Annotated in this window: 14 protein-coding genes and 1 tRNA gene; 14 read left to right on the top strand and 1 reads right to left on the bottom strand. The window is 65.1% G+C overall.

What is annotated here, in order from left to right; translation table 11 throughout:
• From AACH10_RS25205 to rpoC, 10 genes are all read left to right on the top strand, one after another.
• On the top strand, positions 1-119 hold a 119-nt coding region (locus AACH10_RS25205; protein ID WP_080380372.1), incomplete at its 5' end, for an EF-Tu C-terminal domain-related protein.
• 12 nt (positions 120-131) lie between these two features.
• A tRNA-Trp gene (locus AACH10_RS25210) sits at positions 132-207 on the top strand.
• Between the two features lie 175 nt (positions 208-382).
• Positions 383-769, top strand: coding sequence for a preprotein translocase subunit SecE (gene secE, locus AACH10_RS25215; RefSeq protein WP_341413325.1), 387 nt, complete (start codon positions 383-385; stop codon positions 767-769).
• A 15-nt stretch (positions 770-784) separates the two neighbouring features.
• Positions 785-1,372 (top strand): transcription termination/antitermination protein NusG, encoded by a 588-nt coding sequence (nusG, locus tag AACH10_RS25220; RefSeq protein WP_341413326.1) that lies wholly within the window; start codon positions 785-787, stop codon positions 1,370-1,372.
• 127 nt (positions 1,373-1,499) lie between these two features.
• Positions 1,500-1,931, top strand: a complete 432-nt coding sequence (rplK, locus tag AACH10_RS25225; RefSeq protein ID WP_341413327.1) for a 50S ribosomal protein L11 — start codon at positions 1,500-1,502, stop codon at positions 1,929-1,931.
• 1 nt (position 1,932) lies between these two features.
• Complete coding sequence (gene rplA, locus AACH10_RS25230) at positions 1,933-2,631, top strand: 50S ribosomal protein L1 (RefSeq protein ID WP_341413328.1); 699 nt, start codon at positions 1,933-1,935, stop codon at positions 2,629-2,631.
• A gap of 311 nt (positions 2,632-2,942) precedes the next feature.
• On the top strand, positions 2,943-3,467 hold the full coding sequence (rplJ, locus tag AACH10_RS25235) for a 50S ribosomal protein L10 (RefSeq protein ID WP_341413329.1): 525 nt from the start codon (positions 2,943-2,945) through the stop codon (positions 3,465-3,467).
• 54 nt (positions 3,468-3,521) lie between these two features.
• On the top strand, positions 3,522-3,902 hold the full coding sequence (gene rplL / locus AACH10_RS25240) for a 50S ribosomal protein L7/L12 (RefSeq protein WP_341413330.1): 381 nt from the start codon (positions 3,522-3,524) through the stop codon (positions 3,900-3,902).
• Positions 3,903-4,222: 320 nt separating this feature from the next.
• Positions 4,223-8,344: a DNA-directed RNA polymerase subunit beta gene (gene rpoB / locus AACH10_RS25245; protein WP_341413331.1), complete on the top strand. Its 4,122-nt coding sequence runs from the start codon at positions 4,223-4,225 to the stop codon at positions 8,342-8,344.
• Positions 8,345-8,375: 31 nt separating this feature from the next.
• A complete protein-coding gene (gene rpoC, locus AACH10_RS25250) occupies positions 8,376-12,611 on the top strand; it encodes a DNA-directed RNA polymerase subunit beta' (protein WP_341413332.1) in 4,236 nt (1,411 codons plus the stop codon).
• Positions 12,612-12,719: 108 nt separating this feature from the next.
• On the opposite strand, the gene AACH10_RS25255 is transcribed toward rpoC, so the two are convergent.
• Positions 12,720-13,163, bottom strand: coding sequence for a putative toxin-antitoxin system toxin component, PIN family (locus AACH10_RS25255; protein ID WP_341413333.1), 444 nt, complete (start codon positions 13,161-13,163; stop codon positions 12,720-12,722).
• A gap of 247 nt (positions 13,164-13,410) precedes the next feature.
• Here AACH10_RS25255 and rpsL point away from each other — a divergent pair, with 247 nt between their 5' ends.
• The 4 genes from rpsL to AACH10_RS25275 all read left to right on the top strand — a co-directional run.
• Positions 13,411-13,788 (top strand): 30S ribosomal protein S12, encoded by a 378-nt coding sequence (gene rpsL, locus AACH10_RS25260; protein ID WP_341376923.1) that lies wholly within the window; start codon positions 13,411-13,413, stop codon positions 13,786-13,788.
• Between the two features lie 188 nt (positions 13,789-13,976).
• Positions 13,977-14,447 carry a 30S ribosomal protein S7 gene (gene rpsG / locus AACH10_RS25265; protein WP_341413334.1) on the top strand — a complete coding sequence of 157 codons (471 nt, stop codon included), beginning with the start codon at positions 13,977-13,979 and terminating at the stop codon, positions 14,445-14,447.
• A gap of 76 nt (positions 14,448-14,523) precedes the next feature.
• The gene (fusA, locus tag AACH10_RS25270) at positions 14,524-16,626 is read left to right on the top strand and encodes an elongation factor G (RefSeq protein WP_341413335.1); all 2,103 of its coding nucleotides are present in this window, start codon (positions 14,524-14,526) and stop codon (positions 16,624-16,626) included.
• 131 nt (positions 16,627-16,757) lie between these two features.
• Positions 16,758-16,885 (top strand): GTP-binding protein (locus tag AACH10_RS25275; RefSeq protein WP_246149013.1); only part of this gene is annotated, 128 nt, incomplete at its 3' end.

Below are 16,885 nucleotides of genomic sequence, written 5' to 3' on the forward strand. Positions count from 1 at the left end.
ACGTCAGCATCACCGTGAAGCTGATCGCCCCGATCGCGATGGAAGAAGGCCTGCGCTTCGCCATCCGTGAAGGCGGCCGCACCGTCGGCGCCGGCGTCGTGGCCAAGATCATCGAGTAAGAGGTTCGCTGCAGGGGTGTAGCTCAATTGGTAGAGCGCCGGTTTCCAAAACCGAAGGTCGGGGGTTCGATTCCCTCCGCCCCTGCCACCGCCTGAAGACCTTGGTACTGCGATCGGTGTCGATCGCAGTGCGCTGAAACCGGCAGCACCCCACCGGATATCGCCAAGACGGCGCAGCCCGCAGGTCCCGAGTGGCCGGCGGGCTTTGCTGCTGATGGAATTTCGCTGCGCATCGGCTGTCGCCGTTGCGGGCAGGCAAGTACATGGCCACCAATACCCCGATCGAGACTGTTTCCACCGGCGCCGACAAGGCCAAGCTGGCTGCGGCCGGCGTGCTGGTGATCGCGGCCGTGGCGGCCTACTACCTGCTGGGTAAGCAGGACCTGTGGCTGCGTGTGCTGGCGCTGCTGGTGCTGCTGGCTGGCGCGGTGGCCACCTTCTTCACGGCCGAGTCAGGCAAGCAGCTGATCGCCTTCGGCCGTGACTCGGTCAAGGAAACCAAGAAGGTCGTGTGGCCCGCCCGCAAGGAGGCCATGCAGATGACCGGTTACGTGTTTGCTTTCGTCTTCGTGATGGCGCTGTTCCTGTTCATCACCGACAAGACGATCGAATGGGTGCTGTACGACCTGATCCTGGGCTGGAAGCGCTGAAGAGGTTGCAGAGCAATGAGTGAACTGACGCCCCAGGCCGCATCGGCCGAACCCACCGTCGCGCCGGCTGCCGGCATGCGCTGGTACGTGGTGCACGCCTACTCCGGCATGGAGAAGGCGGTCGAGCGCAACATCCGTGAGCGCATCGAGCGCGCCGGCATGCACGACAAGTTCGGTCGCATCCTGGTGCCCACCGAAGAGGTGGTGGAGCTGAAGAACGGCAAGAAGTCGGTCACCGAGCGCCGTTTCTTCCCCGGCTACGTGCTGGTCGAGATGCTGATGGACGACGAGTCCTGGCACCTGGTCAAGCACACCAGCAAGGTCACCGGCTTCGTCGGTGGTGCCAAGAACAAGCCCGCGCCGATCTCGGAAGCCGAGGTCATGAAGATCGTCAACCAGATGCAGGAAGGTCTGGAGAAGCCGCGGCCCAAGGTCGAGTGGCAGGTGGGCGAGCTGGTGCGGGTCAAGGAAGGCCCGTTCACCGACTTCAACGGCGCGGTCGAGGAAGTCAACTACGAGAAGTCCAAGGTCCGCGTGTCGGTCACGATCTTCGGTCGTGCCACGCCGGTCGAGCTGGACTTCGCGCAGGTCGAGAAGGTCTGATCCTTCGCTGAAACACGGGGCTGATGGCGTGGCGCGACCCGGCGCTGCCAGCCCGTCAAAGCAACAGGGTCGCACGGACGAGGAGCCCGCTGTCATGGCGGGCGTTTGAACTCGGTAGGAGCCATTCATGGCAAAGAAGATCGTCGGCTTCATCAAGCTGCAAGTGCCGGCGGGCAAGGCCAATCCTTCGCCCCCGATCGGTCCCGCGCTGGGTCAGCGCGGCCTGAACATCATGGAGTTCTGCAAGGCGTTCAACGCCCAGACCCAGGGCATCGAGCCCGGTCTGAAGCTGCCCGTGGTGATCACCGCCTACGCGGACAAGAGCTTCACCTTCGTGCTGAAGTCGCCCCCGGCGACCGTGCTGCTGAAGAAGGCCGCCAAGATCGAGAAGGGCTCCGGCCGTGCGCACCTGGAGAAGGTGGGCAAGATCAACCGCGCCCAGCTGGAAGAGATCGCCAAGGTCAAGGTCAAGGATCTGACCGCCGCTGACCTGGATGCCGCCGTGCGCACGATCGCCGGTTCTGCCCGCTCGATGGGCCTGATCGTGGAAGGGGTCTGACATGGCCAAGCTCAGCAAGCGTCAAAAGGCGATGGCCGGCAAGGTCGACAGCCTCAAGCTCTATTCGTTCGATGACGCCATGGCGCTCATCCGCGACTGCGCCAATGCCAAGTTCGACGAATCGATCGACGTGGCCGTGCAACTCGGCGTGGATGCCAAGAAGTCGGATCAGGTGGTGCGTGGCGCCGTCGTGATGCCCAACGGCACCGGCAAGACCAAGCGCGTGGCCGTGTTCGCCCAGGGCGCCAAGGCCGAGGAAGCCAAGGCCGCTGGCGCCGACGTGGTCGGCATGGACGACCTGGCCGCCGAGATCAAGGCCGGCAACATCAACTTCGACATCGTGATCGCCTCCCCGGACACGATGCGCGTCGTCGGTACCCTGGGTCAGATCCTGGGCCCGCGCGGCCTGATGCCGAACCCGAAGGTCGGCACCGTGACGCCCGATGTGGCCACCGCGGTGAAGAACGCCAAGGCCGGTCAGGTGCAGTACCGCGTCGACAAGGCCGGCATCATCCACGGCACGATCGGCCGTCGCTCGTTCGACAACGACAAGCTCAAGGGCAACCTGAGCGCGCTGCTCGACGCGCTGAACAAGTCGAAGCCGGCTTCCAGCAAGGGCGTGTACCTGCGCAAGCTGGCCGTCTCGTCCACCATGGGCGTGGGCGTGCGCGTCGACCTGCAGACGGTCGCCGCCAGCTGACACAGCTGAATCCGGCCGGCGCGATGGTCTTGCGCGCTGGCTGACACGAATTGGTGGGCCGCCCGGGGCAGCAATGCTGCGGGCGGGCCATCCAAGACCGCTGGTGCAGCCGGCTGCGGCTGCCTAATCGCCCGGAACCTGTCCGGTGCGGCCAGCGCAGATGGCGGTCCCGCCTGAAGGAATTGGATGTTCGCCGTGCCCTGTGCGCGGTGGGTGTCGGATGCCGGAAGGTTTGGTCGCTGCAACCCGGGTGCGCCGGGGTGGGTCGAGCAATGGGCCCGACCCGGTGCGTTTTAGTGAGGAGCAGACCTTTGAGTCTCAATCGCAACGAGAAAGCGGCCGTGGTCGCGGACGTGTCGGCCCAGGCCGCCAAGTCCCAGACGCTCGCGCTGGCCGAGTACCGTGGCCTCACCGTCGAACACCTGAACAAGCTGCGCGTCGATGCGCGGTCCAAGGGTGTGTATCTTCACGTGCTGAAGAACACCCTGGCCCGTCGCGCTGTCGCCGGCACCCCGTTCGAGGTGGCCGCGGAGACCATGGCCGGTCCCCTGATCTACGGTTTTTCCGAAGATCCGGTGGCTGCGGCGAAAGTCATCGCCGACTTCGCCAAGGGCAACGACAAGCTCGTCATCAAGGGCGGTGCTTACGCCGGCAAGGCGCTGGATGCCAACGGGGTCAAGTCCCTGGCGTCCATCCCCAGTCGCGAAGTGCTGATCGCCCAGGTGGCCGGCCTGCTGAAGTCGCCGATCCAGCGCATGGCCGGCGTCATCGCCGCCGTGGCCGAGAAGAAGGGTGGCGGCGCCGAAGCGCCTGCTGCCGAAGCTTCGGCCGCCTGATCGCGCCACACCGCTACTGAACCTATCCAATTTCCCGATTCAAGGAATACCAAAATGGCATTCGACAAAGACGCTTTCCTGGCCGCGATGGACAGCATGACCGTCATGGAACTCAATGACCTGGTGAAGGCCATTGAAGAGAAGTTCGGCGTGTCCGCCGCCGCCATGGCTGCCCCGGCCGCCGGTGGCGCGGGTGGTGGCGCTGCTGCCGCCGCTGAAGAGAAGACCGAGTTCAACGTCGTGCTGCTCGAAGCCGGCGCCAACAAGGTGTCGGTCATCAAGGCCGTGCGCGAACTGACGGGCCTGGGCCTGAAGGAAGCCAAGGACCTGGTGGACGGCGCCCCGAAGAACGTCAAGGAAGGCGTGGCCAAGGCCGACGGCGAAGCCGCTGTCAAGAAGCTGGTGGAAGCCGGCGCCAAGGCCGAGCTGAAGTAATTCAGGCTCGTCCCGCGAGAGGCTGGCCCCGGGGCAACCCGGGCCGGCTTTTTGCGCTTTCCGGGTTTTTCCCCGGAGTGCACCTGGAAACGCCCAGCAGGTTATGCTTGAGGGCTTTTCCAAGTGTTCTCTGATCCGACTGCAGAGAACCGGTTTGGTCGGGCTCCGGTGCAATGCCGGGGTTGTCCGCCAGCGGCTGGTAGTGGCCAGCCACCAAGCTTTCGGGCCGTCGCATACCGCGCGACGCCGCCCCGCGAGAGCCAGTCGCCGACGTGACGCACACCTTGGGCCCCGGTGTGCGTCGTCGACACGGAGTTTCCATGGCGCAAGCAACCCCCTACAGCTACACCGAGCGCAAGCGTATCCGCAAGAGCTTCGGCAAGCGCGCGAGCGTGCTCAACGTCCCGTACCTGCTGACCATGCAGAGCGACGCGTACGTCGCCTTCCTGCAGAAGGATCTGCCGCCGCAAAAGCGCAAGCCCGAAGGCTTGCAGGCAGCGTTCCTGTCGGCGTTCCCGATCGTGTCGCACAACGGCATGGTCGAGATGAAGTTCATCGAATACAACATCGCCAAGCCGCCGTTCGACGTGCGCGAGTGCCAGCAGCGTGGCCTCACGTTCGCGGCCGCCGTGCGCGCCAAGCTGCAGATGATCATCTATGACCGCGAGGCCTCGCCGGCCAAGGTGGTCAAGGAGATCAAGGAGCAGGAGGTCTACATGGGCGAGGTGCCCCTGATGACCGACTACGGCTCGTTCATCGTGAACGGCACCGAGCGCGTGATCGTGTCGCAGCTGCACCGCTCGCCGGGCGTGTTCTTCGAGCACGACAAGGGCAAGACCCACAGCTCGGGCAAGCTGCTGTTCAGCGCCCGCATCATTCCCTACCGCGGCTCGTGGCTGGACTTCGAGTTCGACCCGAAGGACATCCTGTACTTCCGCGTCGACCGCCGCCGCAAGATGCCGGTGACGATCCTGCTCAAGGCCATCGGCATGAAGCCGGAGCAGATCCTCGCCCACTTCTTCGACTTCGACACCTTCCGCCTGATGGACGCGGGCGCGCAGATGGAGTTCGTGGCCGAGCGCCTGAAGGGCGAGGTCGCACGCTTCGACCTGACCGACAAGGAAGGCAAGGTCATCGTCGAGAAGGACAAGCGCATCACCGCGCGTCACGTCAAGCAGCTCGAGGCCGCCGGCACCCAGTTCATCTCGGTGCCCGAGGACTTCCTGGTGGGCCGCATCGTGGCCCGCAACATGGTCGACGGCGACACCGGCGAGATCATCGCCAAGGCCAACGACGAGCTGACCGAGGCCCTGCTGAAGAAGCTGCGCGCCGCCGGCATCAAGGACATCCAGTGTCTGTTCACCAATGAACTGGACCAGGGTGCCTACATCAGCCAGACGCTGGCGCAGGACGAAACCGCCGACGAGCTGGCCGCTCGCGTCGCCATCTACCGCATGATGCGCCCCGGCGAGCCGCCGACCGAGGACGCCGTGCAGGCCCTGTTCGGTCGCCTGTTCTACAACGCCGACACGTACGACCTGTCGCGCGTGGGCCGCATGAAGTTCAACGCCCGCGTGGGCCGCGACGCACCCGAAGGCCCGATGACCCTCAGCAATGAGGACATCCTCGACGTGGTGAAGATCCTCGTCGAGCTGCGCAACGGCCGTGGCGAGGTGGACGACATCGACCACCTGGGCAACCGCCGCGTGCGCTGCGTGGGCGAACTGGCCGAGAACCAGTACCGCTCGGGCCTCGCCCGCATCGAGAAGGCCGTCAAGGAGCGTCTGGGCCAGGCCGAGACCGACGCGCTGATGCCGCACGACCTGATCAACTCCAAGCCGATCTCCGCGGCGCTGAAGGAGTTCTTCGGTGCGTCGCAGCTGTCGCAGTTCATGGACCAGACCAACCCGCTGTCCGAGATCACGCACAAGCGTCGCGTCTCGGCCCTGGGCCCGGGTGGTCTGACCCGCGAGCGCGCCGGCTTCGAGGTGCGCGACGTGCACCCGACCCACTACGGCCGCGTGTGCCCGATCGAAACGCCGGAAGGCCCGAACATCGGCCTGATCAACTCGCTGGCGCTGTACGCCCGCCTGAACGAGTACGGCTTCCTCGAGACGCCGTACCGCCGCGTGCAGGACGGCAAGGTCACCGACCAGATCGACTACCTGTCGGCCATCGAGGAAGGCAAGTACGTCATCGCCCAGGCCAATGCCTCGCTGGGCGAGGACGGCGCACTAACCGACGAACTGGTGTCGGCGCGTGAGCACGGCGAATCGGTGCTGACCTCGCCCGAGCGCATCCAGTACATGGACGTGGCGCCGGCGCAGATCGTGTCGGTGGCCGCCTCGCTGGTGCCGTTCCTGGAGCACGACGATGCGAACCGCGCACTGATGGGCGCCAACATGCAGCGTCAGGCCGTGCCGACCCTGCGCCCCGAGAAGGCGCTGGTGGGCACCGGTGTCGAGCGCGTGGCCGCGGTCGACTCGGGCACCGTGGTGACCGCCCGCCGTGGCGGCATCGTGGACTACGTCGACACCAACCGCATCGTGATCCGCGTGAACGACGCAGAGACGATGGCCGGTGAAGTCGGCGTCGACATCTACAACCTGATCAAGTACCAGCGTTCGAACCAGAACACCAACATCCACCAGCGCGCCATCGTGCGCCGCGGTGACGTGGTGGGCGCGGGCGACGTGGTGGCCGACGGCGCGTCGACCGACCTGGGTGAACTGGCGCTCGGCCAGAACATGCTGGTCGCGTTCATGCCCTGGAACGGCTACAACTTCGAAGACTCGATCCTGATCAGCGAGCGCGTCGTCGCCGAAGACCGCTACACCTCGATCCACATCGAGGAACTGGTGGTGATGGCCCGCGACACCAAGCTGGGCTCGGAAGAAATCACGCGCGACATCCCGAACCTGAGCGAGCAGCAGCTGGCCCGCCTGGATGAAAGCGGCATCGTCTACATCGGCGCCGAGGTCAACCCCGGCGACGTGCTGGTGGGCAAGGTCACGCCCAAGGGCGAGACCACGCTGACGCCGGAAGAGAAGCTGCTGCGCGCCATCTTCGGCGAGAAGGCTTCGGACGTGAAGGACACGAGCCTGCGCGTCGACCAGGGCACCAGCGGCACCGTCATCGACGTGCAGGTGTTCACCCGCGAAGGCATCCAGCGCGACAAGCGCGCCCAGCAGATCATCGACGATGAACTGAAGCGCTTCCGCCTCGACCTGAACGACCAGTTGCGCATCGTCGAGGCCGACGCCTTCGACCGGATCGAGAAGCTGCTGGTGGGCAAGACCGCCAACGGCGGCCCGCAGAAGATCGCCAAGGGCACCGTCATCAGCAAGGAATACCTCTCGTCGATCGAGAAGTTCCACTGGTTCGACGTGCGCCCGGCCGACGACGACGTGGCCAACCAGCTCGAGTCGATCAAGAACTCGCTCGAGCAGACCCGCCACAACTTCGACCTGGCCTTCGAAGAGAAGCGCAAGAAGCTCACGCAGGGCGACGAGCTGCCGGCCGGCGTGCTGAAGATGGTCAAGGTGTACCTGGCCGTCAAGCGCCGCCTGCAGCCTGGCGACAAGATGGCCGGCCGCCACGGCAACAAGGGTGTGGTGTCGAAGATCGTGCCGATCGAGGACATGCCCTACATGGCCGACGGCACCCCTGCGGACATCGTGCTGAACCCGCTGGGCGTGCCCTCGCGGATGAATGTGGGCCAGGTGCTGGAAGTGCACCTGGGCTGGGCCGGCAAGGGCATTGGCCAGCGCATCGGCGACATGCTGCAGCAACAGGCCCGCGTGGCCGAGCTGCGCAAGTTCTTCGACGAGCTGTACAACCAGTCGGGCGGCAAGGCCGAGAGCATCGACGACCTGTCGGACGACGAAGTGCTGGAGATGGCGGCCAACCTGTCCAAGGGTGTGCCGTTCGCGACCCCGGTGTTCGATGGCGCCAAGGAAGAAGAGATCCGCGCCATGCTGAAGCTGGCCTACCCGGACGACATCGCCGCGCGCAAGGGCCTCACCGAGACCCGCACCCAGGCCTACCTGAGCGACGGTCGCACCGGCGAGCGCTTCGAGCGTCCGGTCACCGTGGGCTACATGCACGTGCTGAAGCTGCACCACCTGGTCGACGACAAGATGCACGCCCGTTCCACCGGCCCGTACAGCCTGGTCACCCAGCAGCCGCTGGGCGGCAAGGCGCAGTTCGGTGGCCAGCGCTTCGGCGAAATGGAAGTGTGGGCGCTGGAAGCCTATGGCGCGGCCTACGTGCTGCAGGAAATGCTGACCGTGAAGTCCGACGACGTGAACGGCCGTACCAAGGTGTACGAGAACATCGTCAAGGGCGAGCACGCCATCGTGGCCGGCATGCCGGAATCCTTCAATGTGCTGGTGAAGGAAATCCGCTCGCTGGGCATCGACATGGAACTCGAGCGCAACTGATCGGCTGACACAGGAACACAGGAGAAATCACATGAAGGGTTTGCTGGACCTGTTCAAGCAGTTCACCCCCGACGAGCACTTCGACGCGATCCGCATCGGCATCGCGTCGCCGGAGAAGATCCGGTCGTGGTCGTTCGGCGAAGTGAAGAAGCCGGAAACGATCAACTACCGTACGTTCAAGCCCGAGCGTGACGGTCTGTTCTGCGCCAAGATCTTCGGCCCGATCAAGGACTACGAGTGCCTGTGCGGCAAGTACAAGCGCCTGAAGCACCGTGGCGTGATCTGCGAGAAGTGCGGCGTCGAAGTCACCCAGACCAAGGTGCGCCGCGAGCGCATGGGTCACATCGACCTGGCCGCGCCCTGCGCGCACATCTGGTTCTTGAAGTCGCTGCCGTCGCGTCTGGGCCTGGTGCTCGACATGACGCTGCGCGACATCGAGCGCGTGCTGTACTTCGAAGCGTATGTCGTGGTCGATCCCGGCATGACCCCGCTGAAGAAGTTCTCCATCATGACCGAGGAGGACTACGACGCGAAGCGTGCCGAGTTCGGTGAGGAATTCGTCGCCCTGATGGGCGCCGAGGGCGTGCAGAAGCTGCTGGCCGACATGGATCTCGACGTCGAGATCGATCGCCTGCGCAACGACATGACCGGCTCCGAGCTCAAGGTCAAGAAGAACTCCAAGCGCCTGAAGGTGATGGAGGCCTTCAAGAAGAGCGGCATGAAGCCCGAGTGGATGGTGATGAACGTCCTGCCGGTGCTGCCGCCCGATCTGCGCCCGCTGGTGCCGCTGGACGGTGGTCGCTTCGCCACGTCGGATCTGAACGATCTGTACCGTCGCGTCATCAACCGCAACAACCGCCTGGCCCGTCTGCTGGAGCTGAAGGCCCCTGAGATCATCGTGCGCAACGAAAAGCGCATGCTGCAGGAAGCCGTCGACTCGCTGCTGGACAACGGCCGCCGCGGCAAGGCCATGACCGGCGCGAACAAGCGCGCGCTGAAGTCCCTGGCTGACATGATCAAGGGCAAGGGCGGCCGCTTCCGCCAGAACCTGCTGGGCAAGCGCGTCGACTACTCGGGCCGTTCGGTGATCACCGTGGGCCCGACGCTCAAGCTGCACCAGTGCGGTCTGCCCAAGCTGATGGCGCTGGAGCTGTTCAAGCCCTTCATCTTCTCGCGTCTCGAAGCCATGGGCATCGCGACGACGATCAAGGCTGCCAAGAAGGAAGTCGAGAGCGGCACGCCGGTGGTGTGGGACATCCTCGAAGAGGTGATCAAGGAGCACCCGGTTCTGCTGAACCGCGCCCCGACGCTGCACCGCCTGGGCATCCAGGCCTTCGAGCCGGTGCTGATCGAAGGCAAGGCCATCCAGCTGCATCCGCTGGTCTGCTCGGCCTTCAACGCCGACTTCGACGGTGACCAGATGGCCGTGCACGTGCCGCTGTCCATCGAAGCGCAGATGGAAGCCCGCGTGCTGATGCTGGCGACCAACAACGTGCTGTTCCCGGCCTCGGGCGAGCCGTCGATCGTGCCGTCTCAAGACGTGGTGCTGGGCCTGTACTACGCCACCCGCGAGCGCACCAACGGCCGCGGCGAAGGCATGGTCTTCTCCGACCTGAAGGAACTGCAGCGCGCCCTCGACAACGGCGTGGTGGAAATCACCGCCAAGGTCAGCGTGCGCATGGTCGAGTGGAACAAGGACGCCAACGGCGAGTTCCAGCCCGAGACCAAGCTGGTCAGCACGACCGTCGGTCGCGCCCTGCTCAGCGAGATCCTGCCCAAGGGCCTGCCCTTCGCCAACATCAACAAGGCGCTGAAGAAGAAGGAAATCTCGCGCCTGATCAACACCAGCTTCCGCAAGTGCGGCCTGAAGGAAACCGTGGTGCTGGCCGACAAGCTGCTGCAAAGCGGCTTCCGTCTGGCCACGCGCGCCGGCATCTCGATCGCCATCGAGGACATGCTGGTGCCCAACGAGAAGCATGGCCTGATCGAGCGCGCCGAGAAGGAAGTCAAGGAGATCGAGCAGCAGTACGTCTCGGGTCTCGTGACGGCCGGTGAGCGCTACAACAAGGTGGTGGACATCTGGGGCAAGACCGGTGACGAGGTCGGCAAGGTCATGATGACCCAGCTGTCCAAGCAGAAGGTCATCGACCGCAACGGCAAGGAAGTGGACCAGGAGTCGTTCAACTCCATCTACATGATGGCCGACTCGGGTGCCCGTGGTTCTGCCGCGCAGATCCGCCAGCTGGCCGGCATGCGGGGCCTGATGGCCAAGCCCGATGGCTCGATCATCGAGACGCCCATCACGGCCAACTTCCGTGAAGGCCTGAACGTGCTGCAGTACTTCATCTCCACCCACGGTGCCCGTAAGGGCCTGGCGGACACGGCGCTGAAGACCGCGAACTCGGGCTACCTGACCCGCCGTCTGGTGGACGTGACCCAGGATCTGGTGGTCACCGAGGTCGACTGCGGCACCGAGAACGGCTTCGCGACCCGCGCGCTGGTCGAGGGCGGTGAAGTCATCGAGTCGCTGCGCGACCGCATCCTGGGCCGCGTGGCCGCGGTGGAAGTGCTGCACCCCGAGACGCAAGAGCTGCTGATGACGGCCGGCACCATGCTGGACGAAGACGCGCTCGACATCCTCGAAGCCGCCGGCGTCGACGAGGTGAAGGTGCGCACGCCGCTGACCTGCGCCACGCGCTTCGGCATCTGCGCGCGCTGCTACGGCCGCGACCTGGGCCGTGGCGGCCTGGTGAACACCGGTGAGGCCGTGGGCGTGATCGCCGCACAGTCGATCGGCGAACCCGGCACGCAGCTGACCATGCGCACGTTCCACATCGGTGGTGCGGCGTCGCGTGCGGCGGTGGCCTCCAGCGTCGAAGCCAAGAGCGACGGCATCATCGGCTTCAACCCGACGATGCGCTACGTCACCAACGGCAAGGGCGAACTGGTGGTCATCTCGCGTTCGGGCGAGATCGTCATCTCCGACCAGCACGGCCGCGAGCGCGAGCGTCACAAGGTGCCGTACGGCGCCACGCTGAACATCAAGGCCGACCAGGTCATCAAGGCCGGTCTGGTGCTCGCCAACTGGGACCCGCTGACCCGCCCGATCATCACGGAATTCGCCGGCAAGGCGCGTTTCGAGAACGTCGAGGAAGGCGTCACCGTGGCCAAGCAGGTCGACGAGGTCACCGGCCTGTCGACCCTGGTGGTGATCGACCCGAAGCGCCGTGGCGCCACCAAGGTCGTGCGCCCGCAGGTCAAGCTGCTGGACGCGCAAGGCCATGAGGTGAAGATCCCCGGCACCGACCACTCGGTGACGATCGGCTTCCAGGTCGGCGCGCTGATCCAGGTGCGTGACGGCCAGGACCTCGCCCCCGGCGAAGTGCTGGCGCGCATCCCGGTGGAAGGCCAGAAGACGCGAGACATCACGGGCGGTCTGCCGCGCGTGGCCGAGCTCTTCGAAGCCCGTTCGCCCAAGGATGCCGGCACGCTGGCCGAGATCACCGGCACCGTGTCGTTCGGCAAGGAGACCAAGGGCAAGGTTCGCCTGCAGATCACCGATCCGGACGGCAAGGTCGAAGAGATCCTGGTGCCCAAGGAAAAGAACATCCTGGTGCACGAAGGCCAGGTGGTGAACAAGGGCGAACTGATCGTCGACGGCGCGGCCGACCCGCAGGACATCCTGCGTCTGCTGGGTGTCGAGGAACTGGCGCGCTACATCGTCGACGAGGTGCAGGACGTCTACCGTCTGCAGGGTGTGAAGATCAACGACAAGCACATCGAGGTGATCGTTCGCCAGATGCTGCGTCGCGTGCAGATCACCAACAGCGGCGACAGCCACTACATCGTCGGCGAGCAGGTCGAGCGTTCGGAACTGTTCGACACCAACGACCGCCTGCGTGGTGAGGACAAGGTGCCGGCTACGTACTCCGACGTGCTGCTGGGCATCACCAAGGCCTCGCTGTCGACCGACTCGTTCATCTCCGCCGCGTCGTTCCAGGAAACCACCCGCGTCCTGACCGAGGCCGCGATCATGGGCAAGCGCGACGACCTGCGCGGTCTGAAGGAAAACGTCATCGTCGGCCGCCTGATCCCGGCGGGTACCGGCATGGCCTATCACCAGGCCCGCAAGGTCAAGGAAGAGCTCGATGACACCGAGCGCCGCGCCATCGCCATGCAGGAGGCCGAGGAACTGGCCGCCGTGCAACTGGCCGCGGTGGATGCCGGCGCGCCGGCTGCCGAGGGCGAGGCCCCGCTGGGCGAGTAAGCCGCCAGGCCGGACGGGGTGGCGCGTGCTGCCCCGTGACGACCGCAATCAAAGAAGGGCGACCCATGGGTCGCCCTTTTTTTCGCTCGCGCTGTGGGTGTCTGGCGATCAGCCGCCGGCACCATCGCCCAGCTGCCAACGCGCAGGCGGCAGCACCTGCACGCCGCGCGGCAGTGCGCGACGGGCCAGCGCCAGCAGCGCGCGGTCGCGGCTGATCAGCCAGGTGGCGCGCTGGGCCAGCGCCAGGTCGATGAACTTCTGGTCATCGGCGTCCCGGCACACCAGCGCCGGCCCTGGCGGTGGCGTCGCCTCGACCAGCTGCGCATGGCGCCGCGCCTGCGCCAGAATGGCGTCCGGCGCCACCGTCCAGCGTGCATCGAACGGGCGGCGCTGCAGCACATGCGCCAGTTCGTCGAGCATCGCCTGCGTGCACAGCCACACCAGCTGGCCCTGCTGCACGGCGTCGGCCAGCGGCCGCACGGCCGGGTCATCGAAGAGCAGCCAGTCGAGCACCACATTGGTGTCGATCACGGCATTGACGGCTGGGCGCATCACTGGCCTTGTGGACTTTCGAGCCGCTGAATATAATCGCGGGCTTTTCGGCAGTTACGCCTCCCGCAACGACGGGTGGCTCCGGGCAGACGTCAAGACAGGCGTCGAACTCCGCAACCAGGTGCACTTCGGGTGTGGCTTGGCGGGGTTCGGCGCCGTTCGCGCTTTCCGCTCGGGATTCCAGGGGGTCGCTGTTGGCCGCCGGGTGCCGGAAATGTGCGTGACTTCAAACGGGAACAAGTTACCTATGCCAACCATCAACCAGCTCGTGCGCCACGGCCGTGAGGTCGAGGTCACCAAGAGCAAGTCGCCTGCGATGCAGAACTGCCCGCAGCGCCGCGGTGTGTGCACCCGCGTGTACACCACCACCCCCAAGAAGCCGAACTCGGCGCTGCGTAAGGTCGCCAAGGTGCGCCTGACGAACGGCTTCGAGGTCATCAGCTACATCGGCGGTGAAGGTCACAACCTGCAAGAGCACAGCGTCGTGCTGGTGCGCGGCGGCCGTGTGAAGGACCTGCCGGGCGTGCGCTACCACATCGTGCGCGGCTCGCTGGACCTGCAGGGCGTCAAGGACCGCAAGCAGTCGCGCTCGAAGTACGGCGCCAAGCGTCCGAAGAAGGCCTGATCGGCCGGAGTCGAAGAGTTGTCACGCCGGGCGCTTAGGCTCGAGTGATCGTTGCGGCAGCCGCCAGTGCCACAGAAGGCCGGTGGTGGACCGAGTAAGCGGGCGGATCGTTGCGTGATCCCCGAATGTGCAAGCCCTGGACGAACCGGGCTGCGGCACACGCTGAAGCAGATTGAAGGAAGCATCCCATGCCACGTCGTCGCGAAGTACCGAAGCGCGAGATCCTCCCCGACCCGAAGTTCGGTTCGGTGGACCTGTCCAAGTTCATGAACGTCATCATGGAGTCCGGCAAGAAGGCCGTGGCCGAGCGCATCATCTATGGCGCGCTGGACCAGGTCGAGAAGAAGGCCGGCAAGGATCCGCTCGAGATCTTCATGGTCGCGCTGAACAACGTGAAGCCCATGGTCGAAGTGAAGTCCCGCCGCGTGGGCGGTGCGAACTACCAAGTTCCCGTGGAAGTTCGCCCCGTCCGCCGGATGGCTCTGGCCATGCGCTGGTTGAAGGAATCCGCCCGCAAGCGCGGCGAGAAGTCGATGGCTGCCCGCCTGGCCAATGAACTGCTGGAAGCCAGCGAAGGCCGCGGCGGCGCGATGAAGAAGCGCGACGAAGTCCACCGCATGGCCGAAGCCAACAAGGCCTTCTCGCACTTCCGCTTCTAAGCCCCGTACCAGCCCTTCGGCCGCCCCTGCGGGTTATCACTGACCCGAGGGCGGCCCCTGCATTTGGAGATCCATCATGGCCCGCAAGACCCCCATCGAGCGCTACCGCAACATCGGTATCAGCGCGCACATCGATGCCGGCAAGACCACCACCACCGAACGCATCCTGTACTACACCGGTGTGAACCACAAGATCGGTGAGGTGCACGACGGCGCCGCCACGATGGACTGGATGGAGCAGGAGCAGGAGCGCGGCATCACGATCACGTCGGCTGCCACCACCTGCTTCTGGAAGGGCATGGACCTGTCCTATCCCGAGCACCGCTTCAACATCATCGACACCCCTGGGCACGTGGACTTCACGATCGAGGTGGAGCGTTCGATGCGCGTGCTCGACGGCGCCTGCATGGTGTACTGCGCCGTGGGTGGCGTGCAGCCGCAGTCGGAGACCGTCTGGCGCCAGGCCAACAAGTACAAGGTGCCCCGTCTGGCCTTCGTGAACAAGATGGACCGCACCGGCGCCAACTTCTACAAGGTCGTCGACCAGATGAAGACGCGCCTGAAGGCCAACCCGGTGCCCATCGTGATCCCCATCGGCGCCGAAGACAACTTCAAGGGCGTGGTCGATCTGATCAAGATGAAGGCGATCATCTGGGACGAGGCCTCGCAGGGCATGAAGTTCGACTACGTCGACATCCCGGCAGACCTGGAAGCCCAGGCCCAGGAATGGCGCGAGAAGATGGTCGAGGCCGCGGCCGAAGCCAACGAAGAGCTGATGAACAAGTACCTCGAGACGGGCGACCTGACCGAGGAAGAGATCAAGCTCGCGATCCGCACCCGCACCATCGCCACCGAGATCCAGCCGATGCTGTGCGGCACCGCGTTCAAGAACAAGGGCGTGCAGCGCATGCTCGACGCCGTGATCGACTTCCTGCCTTCGCCGGTGGACATCCCCCCGGTGACCGGCACCGACGAGGACGAGAAGGAAGTCAGCCGCAAGGCCGACGACAACGAGAAGTTCGCCGCGCTGGCGTTCAAGCTGATGACCGACCCGTTCGTCGGCCAGCTGACCTTCGTTCGCGTGTACTCGGGCGTGCTGACCTCGGGCTCGACCGTCTACAACCCGATCAAGGGCAAGAAGGAGCGCATCGGCCGGATCCTGCAGATGCACGCCAACCAGCGTGAAGAAATCAAGGAAATTCTGGCCGGCGACATCGCCGCCTGCGTGGGCCTGAAGGAAGTGACCACGGGTGAGACCCTGTGCGATCCCGACCACGTGATCACGCTGGAAAAGATGGTCTTCCCCGAGCCGGTGATCTCGCAGGCCGTGGAGCCCAAGACCAAGGCCGACCAGGAAAAGATGGGCATCGCCCTGGGTCGTCTGGCTGCCGAGGATCCCTCGTTCCGCGTGCGCACCGACGAAGAGTCGGGTCAGACCATCATCTCCGGCATGGGCGAGCTGCACCTGGAAATCATCGTCGACCGCATGAAGCGCGAATTCGGCGTGGAAGCCAACGTCGGCAAGCCGCAGGTGGCCTACCGCGAAACCATCCGCAAGTCGGTCACCGACGTGGAAGGCAAGTTCGTGCGTCAGTCGGGCGGTAAGGGCCAGTACGGCCACGTCGTGCTGACCATCGAACCGCAAGAAGCCGGCAAGGGCTTCGAGTTCGTGGACGCCATCAAGGGCGGCGTGGTGCCGCGCGAGTTCATTCCCGCGGTGGAAAAGGGCCTGATCGACACGCTGCCGAACGGCGTGCTGGCCGGCTTCCCGGTGGTGGACGTGAAGGTCACGCTGACCTTCGGTTCGTACCACGACGTGGACTCGAACGAAAACGCGTTCAAGATGGCCGCCTCGATGGGCTTCAAGGACGGCTGCCGCAAGGCCAACCCGGTCATCCTCGAGCCGATGATGGCCGTGGAAGTCGAGACGCCTGAAGACTACGCCGGCACGGTGATGGGCGATCTGTCCAGCCGCCGCGGCATGGTGCAGGGCATGGACGACATGCCTGGCGGCGGCAAGGTCATCAAGGCCGAGGTGCCGCTGTCGGAAATGTTCGGCTACTCGACCTCACTGCGTTCGGCCACGCAAGGCCGCGCCACGTACACGATGGAGTTCAAGCACTACAGCGAAGCTCCGAAGAACGTGGCCGACGCCATCATCACCGCCCGCGCCAAGTAAGGCGCAGGCACCGCAATTTCTGCCGGTCTTCGGCACTCCGCGTCAGCGGGGTGGGTCTGCTGCCCGTGGCAGACCCGTGCTGGAGACCTTAAACCGACACGGGCCACTGTTCTTTCCCTGGAGAGATTGAAATGGCAAAAGGCAAGTTTGAACGTACCAAGCCGCACGTGAACGTGGGCACGATTGGTCACGTGGACCATGGCAAGACGACGCTGACGGCGGCGATCACGACGATCCTGGCCAAGAAGTTCGGCGGCGA

It is taken from the genome of Pseudaquabacterium inlustre (assembly GCF_038066595.1).
GTDB classification, from domain to species: Bacteria; Pseudomonadota; Gammaproteobacteria; order Burkholderiales; family Burkholderiaceae_C; genus Pseudaquabacterium; species Pseudaquabacterium inlustre.